The organism is Paenilisteria rustica (genome assembly GCF_013820765.1).
Lineage (GTDB): Bacteria > Bacillota > Bacilli > Lactobacillales > Listeriaceae > Listeria_A > Listeria_A rustica.
The window spans coordinates 14,800-31,679 of sequence record NZ_JABJVM010000003.1 but is presented as its reverse complement, the minus strand read 5'-3'; the positions used below and the strand labels follow the sequence as shown (position 1 = coordinate 31,679).

The following is a 16,880-nucleotide window of genomic DNA, read 5'->3' as shown; positions in this document are numbered from 1 at the left end:
TATTCGTTCCCGCTTTTTATTTCATCTGTGTGTAGATTTGTTCCCATTTCTGTTGGTACGCCGGTATCGCAAATCGTTGTTGAATCGTTGCAAAAGCCGCTTTGGAATATTGTTCGCGCATCGCTTCATCCTCTAAAAAGGCAGTCAGTTTCGCTTCCAGTTGCTTCGTGTCGCCAGCTTCCATCAGCATCCCATTCACGCCATCTTGAATCGCTTGCGGAATCCCACCAACCGTTGTACTCAGGTTCGGAATCCCATACGCCATCGTTTCCAAAATCGCCATTGGGAGTCCTTCATGATAAGACGGTAAAAGATGCAAGACTGCCTGTTGCAAAATTTTCTCCTTGTCCTCCGCACCAATCCAGCCACCTAATATCACGTTTCCGAGTTGTTCTGCCTCGATTTGAGCCGCGACTTTCTCGAGCTCGCCATCACCATATAAGTAAAACCGCACATCTGGAAATCGTTGTTGCATCGTTTTCGCAACCGCAAGCACATCATAACTGCCTTTACGCTCGCCGATACGCCCAAACATGACGATATTTTTTGCGTCACTATTGTAGTTGTTCGAAGCCGGCATCGCAACCGCGTTCTCAATCACACGAACCGGAACGCTCGTCAATCCATTGTAAAATTGCGCCCACTCATCACTCAGCACCACAACTTCATCCGCCTTACTCAAGATATAGCGTATATATTTTCGCGTCACCTTGTTACTCTCGTTATAAAAAACGTCAAATTGGGACGCGTGCATGTGTAGCACGACCTTACAATCCTTCTTCGCCCGCAAAATCAACAACGCTTTGCGATAAAAACTACCGTGCTGCGCCATATGCACATGCACAATATCAATGTTTTCCTGACGAATCCGCGACCGAATCTGGAAAATCGATTGCCATGTCGCTTTCATTCGCGTTACCAAGGAACCTTCTTTCCAGGTTGCCAAGTAGCTTATCTCGTTTTCCGTAGACTGAAAATACTGTTTGAAATTCGCAATCACCGTCGCAATCCCACCTTTGGATTCAGCGTCCGGCCCGATCATTAAGATACGCATCCTTCATTCCTGCTTTCTTTTTTGCCTTTAGTACATGGCCAAGAAAAATGAAATTACCGCCAATATAGCGTTCGAACATCCGAATCGGCTCCTGAATAAAGCGGTAAAACCACTCCAAACCAGTCTTTTGCATCCAACGCGGCGCCCGTTTCGTCTTGCCCGCAATCACATCAAAGCTTCCGCCGACACCCATCACAAACGGCACATCCATGCGTTCCAACTGCTCATGAATCCAAAACTCTTTCTTCGGACTTGAGAAAGCCACAAACACAATATCTGCCTGACTCTCCCGAATATCATCCGCAATCTGATCCGACATCGCATCCTCAAAATACCCATTTTCATGCCCAACAATCTGCACATCCCGGTATTTCTTGCTGCTCGCCATCACCACTTTACGCACCACTTCCTCCGTTGCACCGAAGAAAAACACTTTGTACTTTCGCGCATTGGCAAGTTTCAACACCTCGTCCATCAAATCAATGCCCGCCACACGTTCCGGCACGTCCAGCCCTAACAGCTTAGCCGCCATCAAAATCGACGCGCCGTCCGCATTAATCAGCGGCGAACGATTCACAATCGCGCGCAGTTCCGCATCTTTTTGCATCAAGTTAATCTTATTCGCGTTAATCACCACATGCTGTACCGGTTTCCCGATTTGAATAATCTCATCGACTCTCGCCACCGTCTGTTCCATCGTTAACGCATCTAATTCGCTTCCAAGTAACTGGATTCGCATTCTATCTTTCAGCCTCTTTCCTACATGCCTTTTCCGGCAAATTCTTTAAACGTAAGCATTATAATTTTAATATTCAGTAAGATAGACTGCTCCCGAATATACTTCAAATCCAATTCCACCATCTCTTCAAAACTGAGCGTATTCCGGCCACTCACTTGCCACAAACCCGTACAACCAGGCGTAATCGCGAGGCGTTGCAAATCATAATCGCTATATTCCGCAACTTCTCGAGCAAGCGGCGGTCGTGGCCCAACAAAACTCATCTCACCACGTAGCACATTCAAAAATTGTGGGAACTCATCTAAGCTCGTTTTTCGGATAAAGCGGCCAACCTTCGTAATCCGCGGATCGTCTTTCATTTTAAACATCGCTCCTTGCATTTCATTTTGAGCAAGCAACGCGTCTAATTTCGCCTCTGCATCCACATGCATCGATCGGAATTTATACATTCCAAAGCTTTTACCGTCTTTGCCAATCCGTGTCTGTTTAAAAAAAATCGGATCGTGCCAGCTCTCTACTTTGATGAGAACAGCAATAATAAGTGTCACAGGTAGAGAGATTAAAATCGCAAGTAAAGCGCAGATGATATCGAAAGCACGAATGAATTTTATTTGTGCGCTATTTTGCTTCGGCTTTATCTTTTGTATTTTATCTAATTCTTCATAATACATTGTTTCACACCGTCCCTTATTGTTTTGCGAGCGCAGTTTGCATGTAAGTGTACATCGAACCGAAATCCATACGTGTCACATCACTAGCCAACGTCTTTACAACATTCTTCGTATCGAACACACGAGGAGCTGCCATTTTTGCTGTCGCTTTAGAATCAATAATTTGAAATTCAAAATGGTCAGTCAACACTAAAATTAGCGAACTATCTTGACATGCCTCCTCAATTGTTAGCGTGGCACTCGCGACATGCGGGTCATACGCCGCAACATCAAAACCTTGAAACGCTAGCATCTCGGCAATTTCCATCGCCGGGCTTTCGCGTGTATCATCAATGTTTCCTTTATACGTTAAACCGAATACCGTTATTTTATTCGTCGGCGCTTCTTGCATCAGTTGCTTCGTTGCATCTACCACAAAAGCTGGCATCGAACTGTTGATTTCACGCGCTGTTTGAATCAGGGGAGAAAAATCAGGAGAAGCCGCTGCGACGAAGTAAGGATCAACCGCTAAGCAGTGCCCTCCAACGCCTGGACCTGGGGAATGAAGATTGACACGCGGATGACGATTCGCCATCTCGATCACTTTTAACGCATTGATGTGTAAGTCTGTGCCGATTTTTGCGAGTTCATTGGCCAGCGCGATATTGACATCACGATACGTATTTTCCATCAGCTTGCTAAGTTCAGCCTCGCTCGCGGTTGCCTCGATGAGCTCGCCTTGCACAACCGTCTGATAAACCGCCTTGGTCTGCGCTGTACAATTCGGCGTCACGCCACCGATAATGCGCGGATTATACACTAATTCGTAAGCGATGTTCCCTGGTAACACACGCTCTGGGCAATGCGCCAAGTAAAGATCTTCACCAATCGTGAATCCAGCCTGTTCGAGCATCGGTTGCACGACATCTTCCATCGTACGCGGTGCAATCGTAGACTCCACAATGACGATATTACCAGCCGTCAAGTAAGGAATAATGCTACGGATAGCCGATTCCACATAAGATAGGTCACAGGATTTGTAACGATCCTCCATGTTCGGCGTTGGGACAGCCACAATATAAGCATCTGCATGCGCTGGTGTCAGCGCCGCTTCAAAATTTCCAATGGCGAGCGCTTCATTGTACAGCGCTTGTAATCCTTCTTCTTCAATATGAATAAAACCTTGATTTAATTTCTCTACAACAGTCGGGCTAACGTCTACACCCACCACTTGATGACCATGTGTTGCAAATAAAATGGAAGTAGGAAGCCCAATGTAACCTAAACCGATTGTCGTTATTTTCATATCCTGCACACCTTACCTTTTCTTAAAATTTATTTTGCGGGAACTGTCAGTGTCCATTGTCCTTTGATATCGCCTGCTGGTGCGTAATAGAATGTCACGGATTTTGTATCTTTTGGAATTTCGTAGTAGCCTTTACCAATGAGTGATTTGCCTGCTGGGATCGCTGCGCCGAAGTTCTTCGCTTCCATGCCATATACCTCGTATGTTTTACCGTTATCTGCTTTGACGCGGAAGTCTGCGGCACCTGCGCCACTTTCTTGTTTAGATGTGTTTTTAATGTTCATTTCAACGATGAGCATTTGTTTGGATTTGTCCTTTGATTCTGCGTAGCCGCTTGTTACAGATTTAACTTGTAGATTTAAGTCGCTTGTTTCGACTGTTTTGCCAACCTCATTTTTTACTTGTTTTTGTTCTACTTTAGCATCGTTTGTTTTGTCTGATGTGTCCGCTGTATTTCCGCAAGCTGTAAGTCCTGCAACGAGTGTGCAAGCCGAGAGTATCATCGCCATTTTCTTTTTCATTAGTTATATCTTCCTTTCTGTTAGTTGCTTGTTTTAGTGGTTGTCCTGTTGGAATAAATGTAGTATACACCCGTTCTGATTTTGCTGTTTTCAGTGGGTTTTTATAAGGCATTCGACTATACGTACCGTTTTAAAAAAATATTCCTATTTATTATAAGAAAGACTGTTCACACTTTTTTATGAGGAGCGTATTTGCTTCTTTTTGAACCTTTTGTGAACAATACTATTTTTGCAGATTTGAAAAAAATGTATGTTTTTCTGTATGGTTATTGCGATATATACCTAAATAGTAGCGTGGGTATTTCTTTAAATTAGAAGGAAGGAATACGTGTGCATCCCTTCCCTCCTTTTTTCGGTCTTTCCTTGAAAACTAGTTGATTAGTCTACGATTGTTAGGTTTTGTTCATCCATCACAAGGCCGTTTTTGTCGATAAGTGCTACTTTTACGACATCGTCTTTGGATGTGATTTTTGATTTGATGCCAACGTAGTAGTTAAAGTTACCGCCTGATACGGTACCGCCAACTGCTGATGCCACACCATTTACTGTTACACGGATGGCTTTTGCCTCACCTGTGTATGTGCCTGTTACAGCACTTGTTTTTAGTGAGAAACTTGCTGGTGCGATTGTTCCTACCGCTGGTGTTGCGGCTTTCACTATCACTGTTTTTGTGTCGATGACGTTTTTGTTAGCGTCTAGACCTTTGATTGTTACAACATCGGATGCGGATGTTACTTTTGTGCCCATCCAGAAGGTGAAGTTACCGTTGTCTAGTGTTCCACCTGTGTAGTCAGTTCCGTTGACTGTTACGATGATGGATTTTACGTCGCCTGTGTATGTTCCAACTAGGTTTGTGTCACCTGGTGTTGTGTAAACGGCTGGTGTGACTGTTCCTACACCTTTTGCTGGGTTCAATACTGTGACTGTTTTCATGTCTACTTGTGTGCCATTTGCATCGTAACCATAGATGATGACGCTGTCTGATGTCGACGTTACTTTGTTGCCGATGTAGAAATTGATGTTACCGTCAGCTACTGTTCCGCCAGAATACATCGTTCCGTTGATTTTCACTTGGACTGTTTTCACGTTTCCAGAGTAAGTTCCTGTTAAATAGCTGCTTCCGATTGTGAAGGCTGCTGGTGTGACTGTATTTGGAATCACAACTGAGCTTTGGATGACTACATTTTTTGTATCTAGGACACGAGCGTATGCGTCGATAGCTTCGATTTTCACGACATCGCTTGTGGATGTGATTTTGTCGCCAATGTAGAAGCTGACTGTGCCATTGCTGACTGTTCCGCCTGTATATTTGGTTCCGTTGATTGTTACGGCTACTGATTTCACATCGCCTGTGTAGCTCGCTGTGAGGGTTTTATCTGCTGGAATTTTAAATACAGTTGGTGTGATGGTTCCTGTTGTTGCTGGTAGTACTTTGGCTACACTTACAATCGATGTTGCAATTTTGTTGCCGTTTTTGTCGTAGCCGTCAACATAAACTACTTGATTTGTGCTTGTGATTTTGTCGCTAGCGTAGAAGTTGTATTGACCTGCGCTTAGTGTTCCACCTGTGTACGTTGTACCGTCTACACGTACTTTGATGGATACCACGTCGCCTGTGTAGGCACCTGTGATGTATTTATCGACGCCGACATTGAAATCGTTCGCTGTCACGGATCCTTTACCAACAGTCGAGCTTGAATCTTGGCTGTCTGATAGGGCAATCGCGCTTGTTGCGATCTTGTTGCCGTTCGCATCATAGCCATCGATACGTGCGGATTTGGATTTGTCGACAATTTTGTCTAGGGCATAGAATGTGAATTGGTTGCCAGAGATCGAACCGCCACTGTATGTTACGCCATCGTAGACAAGTTTGATGGATTTCACATCGCCGGATAGAGTTCCTGTTACGTTTTTATCCGTGTGGATGACAAACGCGTTAGCTGCCACTGTTCCTGCGCCTGGTGTCACATTGCCGCCATTTTTGATGATATTAGCTGTTTTGGTGTTTAAGACATTGCCGTATTTGTCCAATGCTTCAATTTTGTACGTTGTCGCTGTTGTTGCGGCTGTGATTTTGTCTAGCGCATAGAAGCTGTAAGTGCCGTCTGTATTGACAGATCCGCCTGTGTACACAGTGGAACCAATCGTTACGTGGAAGTTTTTTACATCGCCTGTGAATGTTCCAGTGATGTTTTTATCCACGCCCACCGTGAAGTCTTTGGCTGTTAATGTGCCTGTTTGTGGTGTTTGAGCTACCGTTACCGTTGTCGCTGGGCTGACTTTGTTGTCTGGTGTAGTGGCCGTTACGTCTAGTTTTGTGCCGGCTGGTTGGGCTGGGATCGTGATAGACCACGTGCCGTTTGCTGGTACAACGCCTGTGTACGTTTGGCCAGCTGGTGTTTTCACAGTAATCGTGTCGCCTGCTACGCCTGTTCCTGTTGCTTTTGTATCGGAATCTTTGACTGGATTCACAGTTGGCGCTACCGGTGTGCGAGTGGAAGCTTTGACCATGTTTGCTGTTTTTGTGTCTAGGACGTTACCGTATTGGTCTAATGCTGCGATGGTGAATGGTCCTTCCACTGCTTTATCTGATGCATAGAACGTATACGTGTGTTTGACTGGGTCAATGGATCCGCCTGTGTATACTTTAGAACCGATGGTTACGCGGAAGTTTTTCACGTCGCCTGTGTAGGTTCCTACGATGTATTGGTCTTTGCCGATCGTGAAGTCGCCCGTTGTTAATGAACCATTTGTGGGTGATTGAGCTACCGTTACTTCGGTTGGCGTGCTTGTATTGCCGTTTGGTCCTGTTGCCGTTACGTCTAGTTCTGATCCTGCAGCTTGCGCTGGGATATCGATCGACCATGTGCCGTTTGGTGCTACCACGCCTGTTGCTGTGTCGCCATTTGGAAGTGTTACAGTGATCGTGTCACCTGCTGTTCCAGTTCCTGCTGCTTTTGTATCCGAATCTTTGACTGGGCTTACCGTTGGTGCGCTTGGTGTGCGGTCATCTTGGACGATTGTTTTTACGACACCACTTGTTTTGCTATCTTTCGCTTGCTGTACAGCTACTTCTAAGCCTGCTGCTAATTTTGGTATCGCTACTTCATAGTTACCATTTGCGTCTACCGTACCTGTGTAGTTTTTACCATTAGCCGTTACTGTCACCGTTGCGCCTGCTACACCTGTCCCAGTTACTTTCGTATCTTGGTTCGATACGCGGTTTACTGTAGGGTTCGCTAGGATGTCTGCTTGTACCGTTACAACTGTTGCCGCACCTTTATTACCAGCTGCATCAGTTAAGGCAACAGATACGTCTTTACCGACCGCTTGTTTTGGAATCGTGATGCTGAAATTACCGTCTGCATCAGTCACACCTTCAATGGTTCCACCAGAAGGAAGAGTAACTGTCACGTCACAGTTCGCTTCACCTTTACCGATGACTTTTGTTGAAGAATCTGTCAAGCCTTGAACCGTTGGTGCGTCTGGTGCGATAACATCCAGTACTGTTTTTGTTGTTTTATCGCTTAGCGTGCCATCCTTATCTTTCGCAATAGCATCAACGGTTGCGCCTGCATTTGGTGTATCAATCGGAATACTGAATTCACCGAAATCATCCACAAGACCAGTGTACGTAAGCGTCATATCTCCATCTTTGACTTTCAATGTGATTGTGTTACCAGCATCGCCTGTACCTGTCACGTTCGTCGATTTATTCGTCACGTTGTCTAAGACAGGAGTTGCTGGACCACTATGTGTGACTGTTGCAGTTGCTTTCGCACTAGAGATGCCATTCAACACAGAAGTAGCTTCTACGACCGTGTTTACTACTTGTTTTGGAATCGCCACACTCCACGTGCCATCTGCCGCAACGGTTGTTGTGTAATCCACACCATTCGCTGTAAACGTTAATGCGGCACCAGGTTCACCTGTTCCAGAAGCCGTGATACTTTTCGTTGTTATTGGATTAATCGTTGGCGTCACAATAGCCCCTTGCGTGACTTTTTGGCTAGCAGAGGAGTCTTTACCACCACTTGTTACCGTTGCCGTTACTGTTGCGTCGTAGGGTTGTTTTGGAATTGTCACGCTGTAATTTCCGTTCGTATCTACTGTTCCTGTGCCAAGTGTGGTTGCACCGTTTTTAATGACTACCACTCCACCTGGTTCGCCTTTTCCGCTTGCTGTTGTGCTGTTCGTTGAGAGAGTACCTAATGTGGTTGCGGCAGCTGTTACGTCAACAACACTTAAGTTAGAGAATCTATACGTACCACTTCCTACACTATTACCCTCTGTAGCTAGCCATAACCACAGCGTAGAAGAATCCGCTGTCACATCAAAAGATCCGGTTTGCGAGCCACTCAAACTACGAAATGAACCGTACATAGGTGCTCCCAATGTGGAGGACTCACCTTCACAATAAACATGGAAGCCTGTATTTCCACTTATTTTAGTAACCGTAGTGGTAACACGATAGGTATGCCCTGGTATGGAAGGAATATATTGCATTGCATCCGCTCTACCGGCACTCCCCACACTATCATACCTTGTATACAAATCTATAGAACCATTCCCATTTGGTGTAACGGAATAATGATACCCAGGATTACCTATTCCGCCATAGCTCCATCCAGTTGATCCACTAAATTGAGGATTGACCACTAAGTTCGTTGCTGTCGCTCTTAACCCACCCATTAATTTCGTTTCTGCTTTTGTTCCTTGATCCGTATTCTCTGCCGCAAAGGCCATTCCTGGTACTGTCGTAATAAAAGTACTTGCTAATACGTTGGCTGCCACAACTACGGTCGCCACTTTTCTTAATGTTTTCTTGTTACTCATGTTCGATAATCTCCTTCTTAATCAATTTATTTTCTTGCCATGGATTTGCAGTTTGTCGTGATAGAGCTTCAAAACACACTCATATTACATTCTCAACTAGTATCCATGATAGGTTTGACTCGTTTCATTTTTCTCCTCCTCTACTATTCCAATAAACTTTTTTTAATCTTGTTCTTATTCACAATCAATTGATAAGAGATTGCTTCTAAAACACCCTCTTTTATCAATTGCTTGCAGAAGAAATAAACGGTTGTGCTTGTTAAATTTAAATAATTCGAAATAATTTTTTTAGTAAATACTTTCGGTAAAATTATTTGATTCTCCGTTTCTTCACCATACAAATTTCCTAGCTGTATTATATTCGAAATAATCCGTTCTTTTGCATCAGCAACTTGAATGGCATTCCTTTGAATCCAGTGTTCATTAATCAATTTCAAATCTATATATAAGAAGAATAATCCTTCCTGCATATGCATCAATTTCCACATCACATCTTTTTTCAAAAAACGCCATACAACTGATTTTTCAAGAGCTGTAACCGTTAAATAGGATGCTTCATTTCCTAGGATGTTATCCATTCCGATAAACTCATTCTTCCCGATAAAGCTGACAATATGTGACTCTTTATAAGCTCCAAAGATTCCCGACTCAATGAGATACACATAATCGTGTACAGTATTTTCATAAATTAGGGTTTCTTTCTGCTTCAGCTCTATTTTTTTCTGCGTTACAGGATAATCATTATTATCTTGTAGTAAACGTAGCAGCTGGGAGTTTCCAAATTTTTCATCAATAACATCCTTATCAAACAACTCTTTGTATAGCATTTGTTCGTGTCAACTCCTTTATAAAACATCTTCCATTATTCATGAATCATCTAAGTTGTGTATAGAAGTTTTTTACATAGTCACCTTCTATACATTTATCTTAACATGGGTAAAAAAACCACGTGTGCAAATTTTTATGCTCCTCTAAAGACTTTTCCAAACAATTTGTGAACATAGCTTTAAGGTATTTTAAAGTGGGTATAATATAACTTCTTCCTCCAATTCTCTGATACATCCGTTTGCTATGAGGCTTTTGTAAACGGCATTGACTTGACTAGCGGTTAGGTGTAGATAGCTTCCCATCATTTTTTTAGAAAAACTGGGAATAACATAACTTCCATTTTCACTTCTCTGACCGTTAGCTACTGCCAAATGATACAAAGCTTGCCATACCCTCTCTTCTTTTGCTTGAGAAAAGTTATATCGCTCTGCTAATTCTAGTATCCTACTATTTAGAACATCAATTAAAATCTCCATTCCGTAGCTTCTTTCTCGCAATTTCTCTATAATGCGTTTCGTATCTATTTCGACTAATTCCATTTCAGTTAGCGCGACTACTTCTGAAGCATTTGATTTTTGAAAAATGGTTCCTAGTCCAATGAAATTATTAGAAGTTAGGAGGTGTAAAATGTTATTTCCTTGTTTTTCAATAGCGATACCTGATGTAATAATGTAAATATGATCACTATCTTCATTCTCTTTTACTATCTGATCGTTAGCATTTATGTGCACTGTACTATTTGGAAGGCTGTATGTTGGGTCATCTATGAAGTATTGTTTTAGTTTCGATTCTTCATAATAACGGCTATTTCCCATCCGTTCCTCCATGTTAATCCACTCCTTAATATCAGTGTTTTTCGTGTCTGTTTAAGTTGTTGTGCTGTTCGATAGCATTAGTATACGGCAAATTTCAAAAACCGGATTTCATAGATATCTTCGCATTTAGGTATTAATTTCAAGTCCCTTACCTATATCCGAACAGCACTTGAAATTTGTATCTATAACGAACCAGCTAAAGCCGCATTCCACGGTCAAATATGGAGGTTTCATGAACATTTCTAAAATCGCTATTTCTAAAATGTTATTACTATATATATTATTATTTTAAATTTTGTTCTAAAAAAGGAGAATTTATGTCTTAAAGGGGTAAAATAATAATGAATCAAACTCTAAAGCAGAAAGGCATGATGATTTATGTACAATTCAGATGAATTAAAAGATCCCGCTTCCCTCCCTAATATTTTAAAATTACTAAAAAAAGATCCCGAATTTAATCGCTATTGCACACAACATAGAGTAGCAAAAGGCCATGTTCTCAAGCTCACTGGGGACGATAGACAGTTCTGTTATCTACTTGAAAATGGCTATTTACAATATAACTACACAGGACCATTCGCTAAGGGTTACTTTTTCTTTATTAAACCAGGCAAATTCGTTTCCTTGCCTCTTTTTAAAAATCAGGTACACGCTGAGGCAGATGTTGTAGCTGTCACTGATGTTATTTGGTGGAAAATTGATTTTGAGTTTTTGAGAAAAATGCTACTGATAGAGGATCCAAAGAATTATATTGTATTAAATTACACTTTAGAAATAACATATAATTTCTATATGATGACTAAAAAATACCTTTCTAGCTCCGAAGATCGAATCTATTTTTGTTTGGCACGATTAATCGACAATGGTATACAGATAAAAGAAAATCAAGTTGAGTTACCGCTATTCCTGACATATGATCGCTTAGCTTCTATAAGTAATGTATCGAAGGGTTATACTGCGAACATATTAACCGACCTCAGAGAAGAAGGAATTTTGAATGCATCGAAAAAACCTTGGATTGTCATGGATGTCGCGCGACTTAAGGCTAAATTAGGTATACAAGCTGCACATCCAGATAACACCTGGGGCATCTAGTTAAATCTCCAAACAAAAAAGTAGACGAGACCGCTGATTCTGGTCTCATCTACTTTTTTAACGTGCTTATTTAGCTTTTTTACTATCCATCTTACTTTTAACAAACGAGAAAATCATCGGCAAGATCGATATAAAAATAATGCCTAGTACAACGAGCGAGAAGTTCTCTTTCACGATTGGGATATTCCCGAAGAAATAGCCGGCCATCGTACAAAGAAGTACCCAAACAGTTGCGCCTAGTAAGTTGTAATTCAAGAAATAACGGTAATTCATGCGACTTGCACCGGCTACGAATGGCGCGAAAGTACGGATGAACGGCATGAAACGCGCGATGAAGATTGTTTTACCGCCGTGCTTATTGAAGAACGCTTCCGCTTTGTCCATTTTTTCTTGGTTGATGAATTTGCCGAGCCAACTGTCTGGTGGAATCGAGGTGCCAACTTTTTTACCGATGTGGTAGTTGACCGTGTCGCCAAGTACTGCTGCTACCCACAAAACGATGAGTAGGATGATGATGTTGAGCTCTGAGCCTGGTAATACTGCCAAAGCGCCAGCTGCGAAAAGCAACGAATCTCCTGGCAAGAATGGAAATATAACAAGTCCGGTTTCTACAAATATAATTAAGAAAATAATGACATACGTCCAAATGCCAAATGTATTGATAATTTCAACTAGATGTTGATCAATATGGATGATAAAACTAATCATCGCCTGGATAATATCCACGAATCTATCACGTCCTATTTTAAATTCTGCTATTCTGTTTAATCACAGTTAGCTTCTATTGTAACATATTTATTGTTCATACTATATCATACCACGGACTTATTTACATAAACTTAACAATATTATGACAGACAAAAAAAGCAAAATCCGCACCTACTCAAAATTGCTGAGTGAAACGCGGATTTTGCTTCTTCAAATTATGCATTGGCTTCTGTTAAGTCATCTGCTGTGCTCAGACTGATTAATCCAGCCACGCAAAGCAGTACGATTGGAACTAGGAACATCATCGATACGCTCATTGTGCAGGCTACGGCCGAAGCGATTAGCATGACGCCGCCTTTTAGCGGTGCTTTGTTCATGATAATGGCGCCGAATAAACCGACAAATGACATCGCTAATGCAACGAAGTTCAGAATCGTGAATACTAATGAATCTTCTTCCAAAACGCGTGCAATGCTGTCGACGGAAATAACGGTTAGGCTAAGCCCCATCGCGAGCAATGCTCCAATAATCCCCAATGTTTTCGCAAAATTCATCGTAAAAACTCCATTCGAAAGACATATTTATCCGTCCTCGCGTATAAGCTAACGCAAACTTCTGGATGCTTCTATGTTACCATTTTTACATACTATTTGGCAACTCAATGAAACGGACAGCCGCCGCGCTTTACTGGGGTGATTTCGGTGCGCTCAAATGGTGCTTCTTGATAGAAAAAATTCGGCTTGACGATTTTGTTCGGGTAGCGTTGATGGAACATGTGTGTCGTTGCCGGCGAGACTGGCGGGATGAGCCATGCCCATTCGCCGGTGACTTCGCGCCCAGCGGCTTGCTCGTTTGTTTCGAATTGACCGAATTGGCGAGCCGCTGTGTGGTGGTCGACAATCTGGACTTTGGCTTTGTGATAGGAGTCGAGGACGGCGACATTGAGCTCGACTAACGCGCGATCTTTCCATAGCGAATCGAGACGCTTCGTGTTTAATCCGAGTTTTTCGGCGACGGCGGCGAGCTTGTTGTAGCGCCCTTCATCCGCGAAGTTCCGCGCGCCGATTTCGGTTTCCATATACCAACCGTTGAACGGTGCCGCTTGATACGTGATGCCGCCGATTTCGAGCTTCATTTCGGAGATAATTGGGACGGCGTACCAGCGCAGGCCAAGCTCGGCGACTTGCGGGAAATCGGGATGCGCGATTGGAACTTCGAGCACGAGTTCGGGCGGGATTTCGATGACGGTTGGTGCGGCGTCAGCGCTTTCCTGGATGACGAGTGGCAAAATGTCGAATTCACCGTGAGCGCCACGCCAGCCGAGCCCTTCGCAGACTTCCGTGAAGGACACCGATGCGGGATCACCGATAATATCGCCATTTTCCGACGCGTAACCAGCGTAACGAATCAGCTGGTGATTCCAAATCCGCGGACCATCACTGCCTGGCTTGAAAATCGTGATGAAAGGCCTGATTTGACCGCCGTTCGTTGCTTTGCCGATATGTTCAAAAAGGGCATCGCGGATTTCCGATACAGTCACCGCCGCGCGGGCATCAACGACTTGGATGCGATCCCAGAACAGCCTGCCGACGCAACGGTTACTGTTACGCCACGCCATTTTTGCACCGATAGTCAGTTCTTCCAACGTCTGCGTGTATGTACCAGTTTGCGCGATTTCTTGGTGCACCACATCAATACGACTCTCAATTGCCGCTGCATCCTTGCCTAATTCCACGTAAGACTTCATCAGAAATTCGATTGCTTCCTCTGTATCAACCAACATTTTGCGACACTCCCCTAGCGCTTAATTATGTACTCATTTTAACACACTTTACATGACAAAAAACACACTAGCGTTTAGTATGTTTTTTGATGCTCAATCCTCGACCAAATTCCCTTTGTACATAAAATTTTGCAACACTTGGAGAGATCTCCCGTTTTATTCTCTCCCTCCTCCGAAACACAACCCTTTTACCCCAGATTTACCAACTCTTTCCCCATCCACTTCTCCCAATCTACCAACACCCACAAATGACTATCCCAGATAACCCCATCCTCTTTCAAAAGTCGTTTCTGGCTCAGTAAATATTCTCGCGTACAATTGATATAACTCGCTAACTCCACTTGACTCCAAACTTTCGGGATTCGGCAATTCATCCCTTCCATAATCCCGACTTCTTTTCCCAATTTTACTAATGTGATGATTAATCGCTCTTTTTTTTGCAGCGCTAGCATTTCCATTCGTTCTATCATCAAATCTAATATTTCCTTCTCAAACTTCCGATATCGTTCCTCTAAATTCCGATTGGTCGTGCTTCTATCTAATTTAAACAGACTAACCCTGTCGCACGCCCGGTATACAAGCCCATCCGGCAAAAGTTGCTCATGTAATATGGCATGCTCGCCTTCTCGCAAAAATTTTAACAATTGCCCCCCAATGCTGCATGTCAAATGGCCTGATAAGATAATATATTCCCCGTCCTCTTCCAGCCGCTCCCCTTTTCGAAGCTTAATAACCACATGTCCGTTCTCCATTCTCTCACCTTCTTTTCCCTAGCCTACTCTATTTCATTCCAATTGTCTTATACGTTGCGATGTGTACATTCTTTGATACCGAAGTGAATTCATCTGCCTCCCACGGCACTTCACGATCAATATTCTGGATTAAATGGTTCATCAAATTCGGATGATTCTTGATTAAAGGACTGTGCGGCTCTGGTGTTGGCAAAATCAATAAATGGCTCTCCGCTTGGAAATCATCCATCAATTTATTGTGAAAATCCGTCACTGGCCGAAATCCGTAATCCCTTACCCCCGTAAAAAAGAAAAATCTCGCTTTTTTATCAAACTTCGCAAACTTTTCAAAGGTTTTTTCCCGTTCAAAAATCGTTTTTACCTCCGCTTCAAAAGCAGCATCCTGATTAAAAAATAAGTGACGCCCACTTTCACCAAAACCAGTTGTTGAAATACGCAAATCAGGCACCATCGTGTACACATTATCTATCTCCGGACAATGAAGCGCCATCATAATCGCACCCACACCACCCTTAGAACTCCCCACCAAATAGACATGTCGGTAACCTTGATCCTTAATAAAGCGACTCAGTTGCTCACTTAATTCCTCATATATAAAACGCCCATGATCAAACAAATACCAGCCGTATAATTGCGAATAATAATCCTCCAAATATAAGTAGTCACGCGCTTCATTTCGCATCGACACTTTCATAAAATGATAGTAAGAATGTAAGTTTTTCACTTCTTCATCTGGGATTTGTTTTTGTACAATTCTATCAGCATATGCCTCGTTCGTCTTCGTAAAAACGCCTTGAAAAATCACTACCAGCGTATCCGATTGATTCTGAATATGTTTACCATTTAACGTAACTGCCATTCGATCATGTCCTTTCAAAGTTCCATCACCATAAGTCTAGTAATTTGCCAGCACTCGTAACAAATACAAAGAGTAATGCGCTAAAATAAAGTATCGGAAAACCGTATCTTTCCGTTTTTTTCTTTTCCATACTTGTCTTTTTCTGCTTAGAAATCATTTCTTGTTGATACATTTCTTTTTCAGTCTGCGTTTTTTTAGAGAAATGGTGAATGAATTTACTGTACTCTAAACAAATCTCTTCACTCTCCCCAAAAGCCTCCAAATGCCCGTAGTGAAGCCATCCCACCTTGTCACAAATATCGCGAATCTGCTTCAAAGAATGACTGACAAAAAAGATTGTTTTGCCATCTCGTTTCATCTGCTCTATCTCATCCACACATTTTTGATAAAACGTCGAATCACCAACTGACAACGCCTCATCGATAATCAATACATCTGGGTCCGTTTGAATGGCAATACCAAAACCTAATCTAGCGCGCATCCCACTTGAATATTGCTTCAAAGGCTGCCCAATAAAATCTTGAAGTTCCGTAAATTGAATAATTTTTTGAATCCGTTTCTCGATCTCCTTTGGTTTGAAACCCATCAGCAACATCTTCAAACGAATATTCTCGATACCCGTTAAATTTGGCTTCAAGGCCGATCCAATGGCGAGCAATGAGACGCTCCCTTTTTGCTCTAACACTCCCGATGTTGGCGCTAAATGCCCCGCAATAATGTTAGCCAACGTCGATTTACCCGAACCATTCAAGCCGATAAAACCGACGCATTCCCCTTTTTTCACCTCAAAAGAAATATTTTCTAATGCCTGAAATAATTTTGCCTGTCTCTTCTGGAACGGTTTTCTCCAGATGTTATTCCATTTTCTCCGCTCCAAATAATAAATTTTTTCAACGCCCTCTAACTTCAATATGCTCTCCATCCGCGCACCTTC

The 16,880-nt window shown here is 42.7% G+C and carries 15 protein-coding genes; 1 reads left to right on the top strand and 14 read right to left on the bottom strand.

Annotated elements, in window-relative coordinates:
- Positions 1 to 16: 16 nt before the first annotated feature.
- The 8 genes from HPK16_RS03695 to HPK16_RS03660 form a co-directional block, all read right to left on the bottom strand.
- Complete coding sequence (locus HPK16_RS03695; protein ID WP_181675669.1) at positions 17 to 1,054, bottom strand: glycosyltransferase family 4 protein; 1,038 nt, start codon at positions 1,052 to 1,054, stop codon at positions 17 to 19.
- On the bottom strand, positions 1,023 to 1,793 hold the full coding sequence (locus HPK16_RS03690) for a WecB/TagA/CpsF family glycosyltransferase (RefSeq protein WP_220132250.1): 771 nt from the start codon (positions 1,791 to 1,793) through the stop codon (positions 1,023 to 1,025). Before HPK16_RS03690 ends, HPK16_RS03695 begins: the two co-directional genes overlap by 32 nt.
- Before the next feature lie 20 nt (positions 1,794 to 1,813).
- Positions 1,814 to 2,464 (bottom strand): sugar transferase, encoded by a 651-nt coding sequence (locus HPK16_RS03685; RefSeq protein WP_181675668.1) that lies wholly within the window; start codon positions 2,462 to 2,464, stop codon positions 1,814 to 1,816.
- A 16-nt stretch (positions 2,465 to 2,480) separates the two neighbouring features.
- Positions 2,481 to 3,749 (bottom strand): nucleotide sugar dehydrogenase, encoded by a 1,269-nt coding sequence (locus tag HPK16_RS03680; protein ID WP_181675667.1) that lies wholly within the window; start codon positions 3,747 to 3,749, stop codon positions 2,481 to 2,483.
- 29 nt (positions 3,750 to 3,778) lie between these two features.
- Positions 3,779 to 4,270 (bottom strand): DUF4352 domain-containing protein, encoded by a 492-nt coding sequence (locus HPK16_RS03675; protein WP_246369238.1) that lies wholly within the window; start codon positions 4,268 to 4,270, stop codon positions 3,779 to 3,781.
- Between the two features lie 378 nt (positions 4,271 to 4,648).
- Positions 4,649 to 9,106: an immunoglobulin-like domain-containing protein gene (locus tag HPK16_RS03670; protein WP_181675666.1), complete on the bottom strand. Its 4,458-nt coding sequence runs from the start codon at positions 9,104 to 9,106 to the stop codon at positions 4,649 to 4,651.
- Between the two features lie 143 nt (positions 9,107 to 9,249).
- Positions 9,250 to 9,933, bottom strand: coding sequence for a Crp/Fnr family transcriptional regulator (locus HPK16_RS03665; protein WP_181675665.1), 684 nt, complete (start codon positions 9,931 to 9,933; stop codon positions 9,250 to 9,252).
- 189 nt (positions 9,934 to 10,122) lie between these two features.
- The gene (locus tag HPK16_RS03660; RefSeq protein WP_181675664.1) at positions 10,123 to 10,761 is read right to left on the bottom strand and encodes a Crp/Fnr family transcriptional regulator; all 639 of its coding nucleotides are present in this window, start codon (positions 10,759 to 10,761) and stop codon (positions 10,123 to 10,125) included.
- Positions 10,762 to 11,127: 366 nt separating this feature from the next.
- Between HPK16_RS03660 and HPK16_RS03655 the strand changes: the two genes are divergently transcribed.
- The gene (locus HPK16_RS03655) at positions 11,128 to 11,844 is read left to right on the top strand and encodes a Crp/Fnr family transcriptional regulator (protein WP_181675663.1); all 717 of its coding nucleotides are present in this window, start codon (positions 11,128 to 11,130) and stop codon (positions 11,842 to 11,844) included.
- Positions 11,845 to 11,910: 66 nt separating this feature from the next.
- Here the strand turns inward: HPK16_RS03655 and HPK16_RS03650 are convergent, their stop codons facing one another.
- The 6 genes from HPK16_RS03650 to HPK16_RS03625 all read right to left on the bottom strand — a co-directional run bounded on the left by HPK16_RS03650 (position 11,911) and on the right by HPK16_RS03625 (position 16,868).
- Positions 11,911 to 12,570 carry a DedA family protein gene (locus HPK16_RS03650; RefSeq protein WP_181675662.1) on the bottom strand — a complete coding sequence of 220 codons (660 nt, stop codon included), beginning with the start codon at positions 12,568 to 12,570 and terminating at the stop codon, positions 11,911 to 11,913.
- Between the two features lie 197 nt (positions 12,571 to 12,767).
- Positions 12,768 to 13,106, bottom strand: coding sequence for a hypothetical protein (locus tag HPK16_RS03645; protein ID WP_181675661.1), 339 nt, complete (start codon positions 13,104 to 13,106; stop codon positions 12,768 to 12,770).
- Positions 13,107 to 13,210: 104 nt separating this feature from the next.
- The gene (locus HPK16_RS03640) at positions 13,211 to 14,335 is read right to left on the bottom strand and encodes a nitric oxide synthase oxygenase (protein ID WP_181675660.1); all 1,125 of its coding nucleotides are present in this window, start codon (positions 14,333 to 14,335) and stop codon (positions 13,211 to 13,213) included.
- A gap of 188 nt (positions 14,336 to 14,523) precedes the next feature.
- The gene (locus HPK16_RS03635) at positions 14,524 to 15,087 is read right to left on the bottom strand and encodes a cyclic nucleotide-binding domain-containing protein (protein WP_181675659.1); all 564 of its coding nucleotides are present in this window, start codon (positions 15,085 to 15,087) and stop codon (positions 14,524 to 14,526) included.
- Between the two features lie 28 nt (positions 15,088 to 15,115).
- Positions 15,116 to 15,946 carry a hypothetical protein gene (locus tag HPK16_RS03630; RefSeq protein ID WP_181675658.1) on the bottom strand — a complete coding sequence of 277 codons (831 nt, stop codon included), beginning with the start codon at positions 15,944 to 15,946 and terminating at the stop codon, positions 15,116 to 15,118.
- 25 nt (positions 15,947 to 15,971) lie between these two features.
- Positions 15,972 to 16,868, bottom strand: coding sequence for an ABC transporter ATP-binding protein (locus HPK16_RS03625; RefSeq protein ID WP_181675657.1), 897 nt, complete (start codon positions 16,866 to 16,868; stop codon positions 15,972 to 15,974).
- Positions 16,869 to 16,880 lie beyond the last annotated feature (12 nt).

What these genes read in the sequence shown, in the direction of transcription:
- HPK16_RS03675 (WP_246369238.1), bottom strand. Translation starts at nt 4,270, where the DNA reads ATGAAAAAGAAAATGGCGATGATACTCTCGGCTTGCACACTCGTTGCA.
- HPK16_RS03635 (WP_181675659.1), bottom strand. Translation starts at nt 15,087, where the DNA reads ATGGAGAACGGACATGTGGTTATTAAGCTTCGAAAAGGGGAGCGGCTG.
- HPK16_RS03660 (WP_181675664.1), bottom strand. Translation starts at nt 10,761, where the DNA reads ATGGAGGAACGGATGGGAAATAGCCGTTATTATGAAGAATCGAAACTA.
- HPK16_RS03665 (WP_181675665.1), bottom strand. Translation starts at nt 9,933, where the DNA reads ATGCTATACAAAGAGTTGTTTGATAAGGATGTTATTGATGAAAAATTT.
- HPK16_RS03690 (WP_220132250.1), bottom strand. Translation starts at nt 1,793, where the DNA reads ATGCGAATCCAGTTACTTGGAAGCGAATTAGATGCGTTAACGATGGAA.
- HPK16_RS03645 (WP_181675661.1), bottom strand. Translation starts at nt 13,106, where the DNA reads ATGAATTTTGCGAAAACATTGGGGATTATTGGAGCATTGCTCGCGATG.
- HPK16_RS03685 (WP_181675668.1), bottom strand. Translation starts at nt 2,464, where the DNA reads ATGTATTATGAAGAATTAGATAAAATACAAAAGATAAAGCCGAAGCAA.
- HPK16_RS03695 (WP_181675669.1), bottom strand. Translation starts at nt 1,054, where the DNA reads ATGCGTATCTTAATGATCGGGCCGGACGCTGAATCCAAAGGTGGGATT.
- HPK16_RS03640 (WP_181675660.1), bottom strand. Translation starts at nt 14,335, where the DNA reads ATGTTGGTTGATACAGAGGAAGCAATCGAATTTCTGATGAAGTCTTAC.
- HPK16_RS03630 (WP_181675658.1), bottom strand. Translation starts at nt 15,946, where the DNA reads ATGGCAGTTACGTTAAATGGTAAACATATTCAGAATCAATCGGATACG.
- HPK16_RS03655 (WP_181675663.1), top strand. Translation starts at nt 11,128, where the DNA reads ATGTACAATTCAGATGAATTAAAAGATCCCGCTTCCCTCCCTAATATT.
- HPK16_RS03625 (WP_181675657.1), bottom strand. Translation starts at nt 16,868, where the DNA reads ATGGAGAGCATATTGAAGTTAGAGGGCGTTGAAAAAATTTATTATTTG.
- HPK16_RS03680 (WP_181675667.1), bottom strand. Translation starts at nt 3,749, where the DNA reads ATGAAAATAACGACAATCGGTTTAGGTTACATTGGGCTTCCTACTTCC.
- HPK16_RS03670 (WP_181675666.1), bottom strand. Translation starts at nt 9,106, where the DNA reads ATGAGTAACAAGAAAACATTAAGAAAAGTGGCGACCGTAGTTGTGGCA.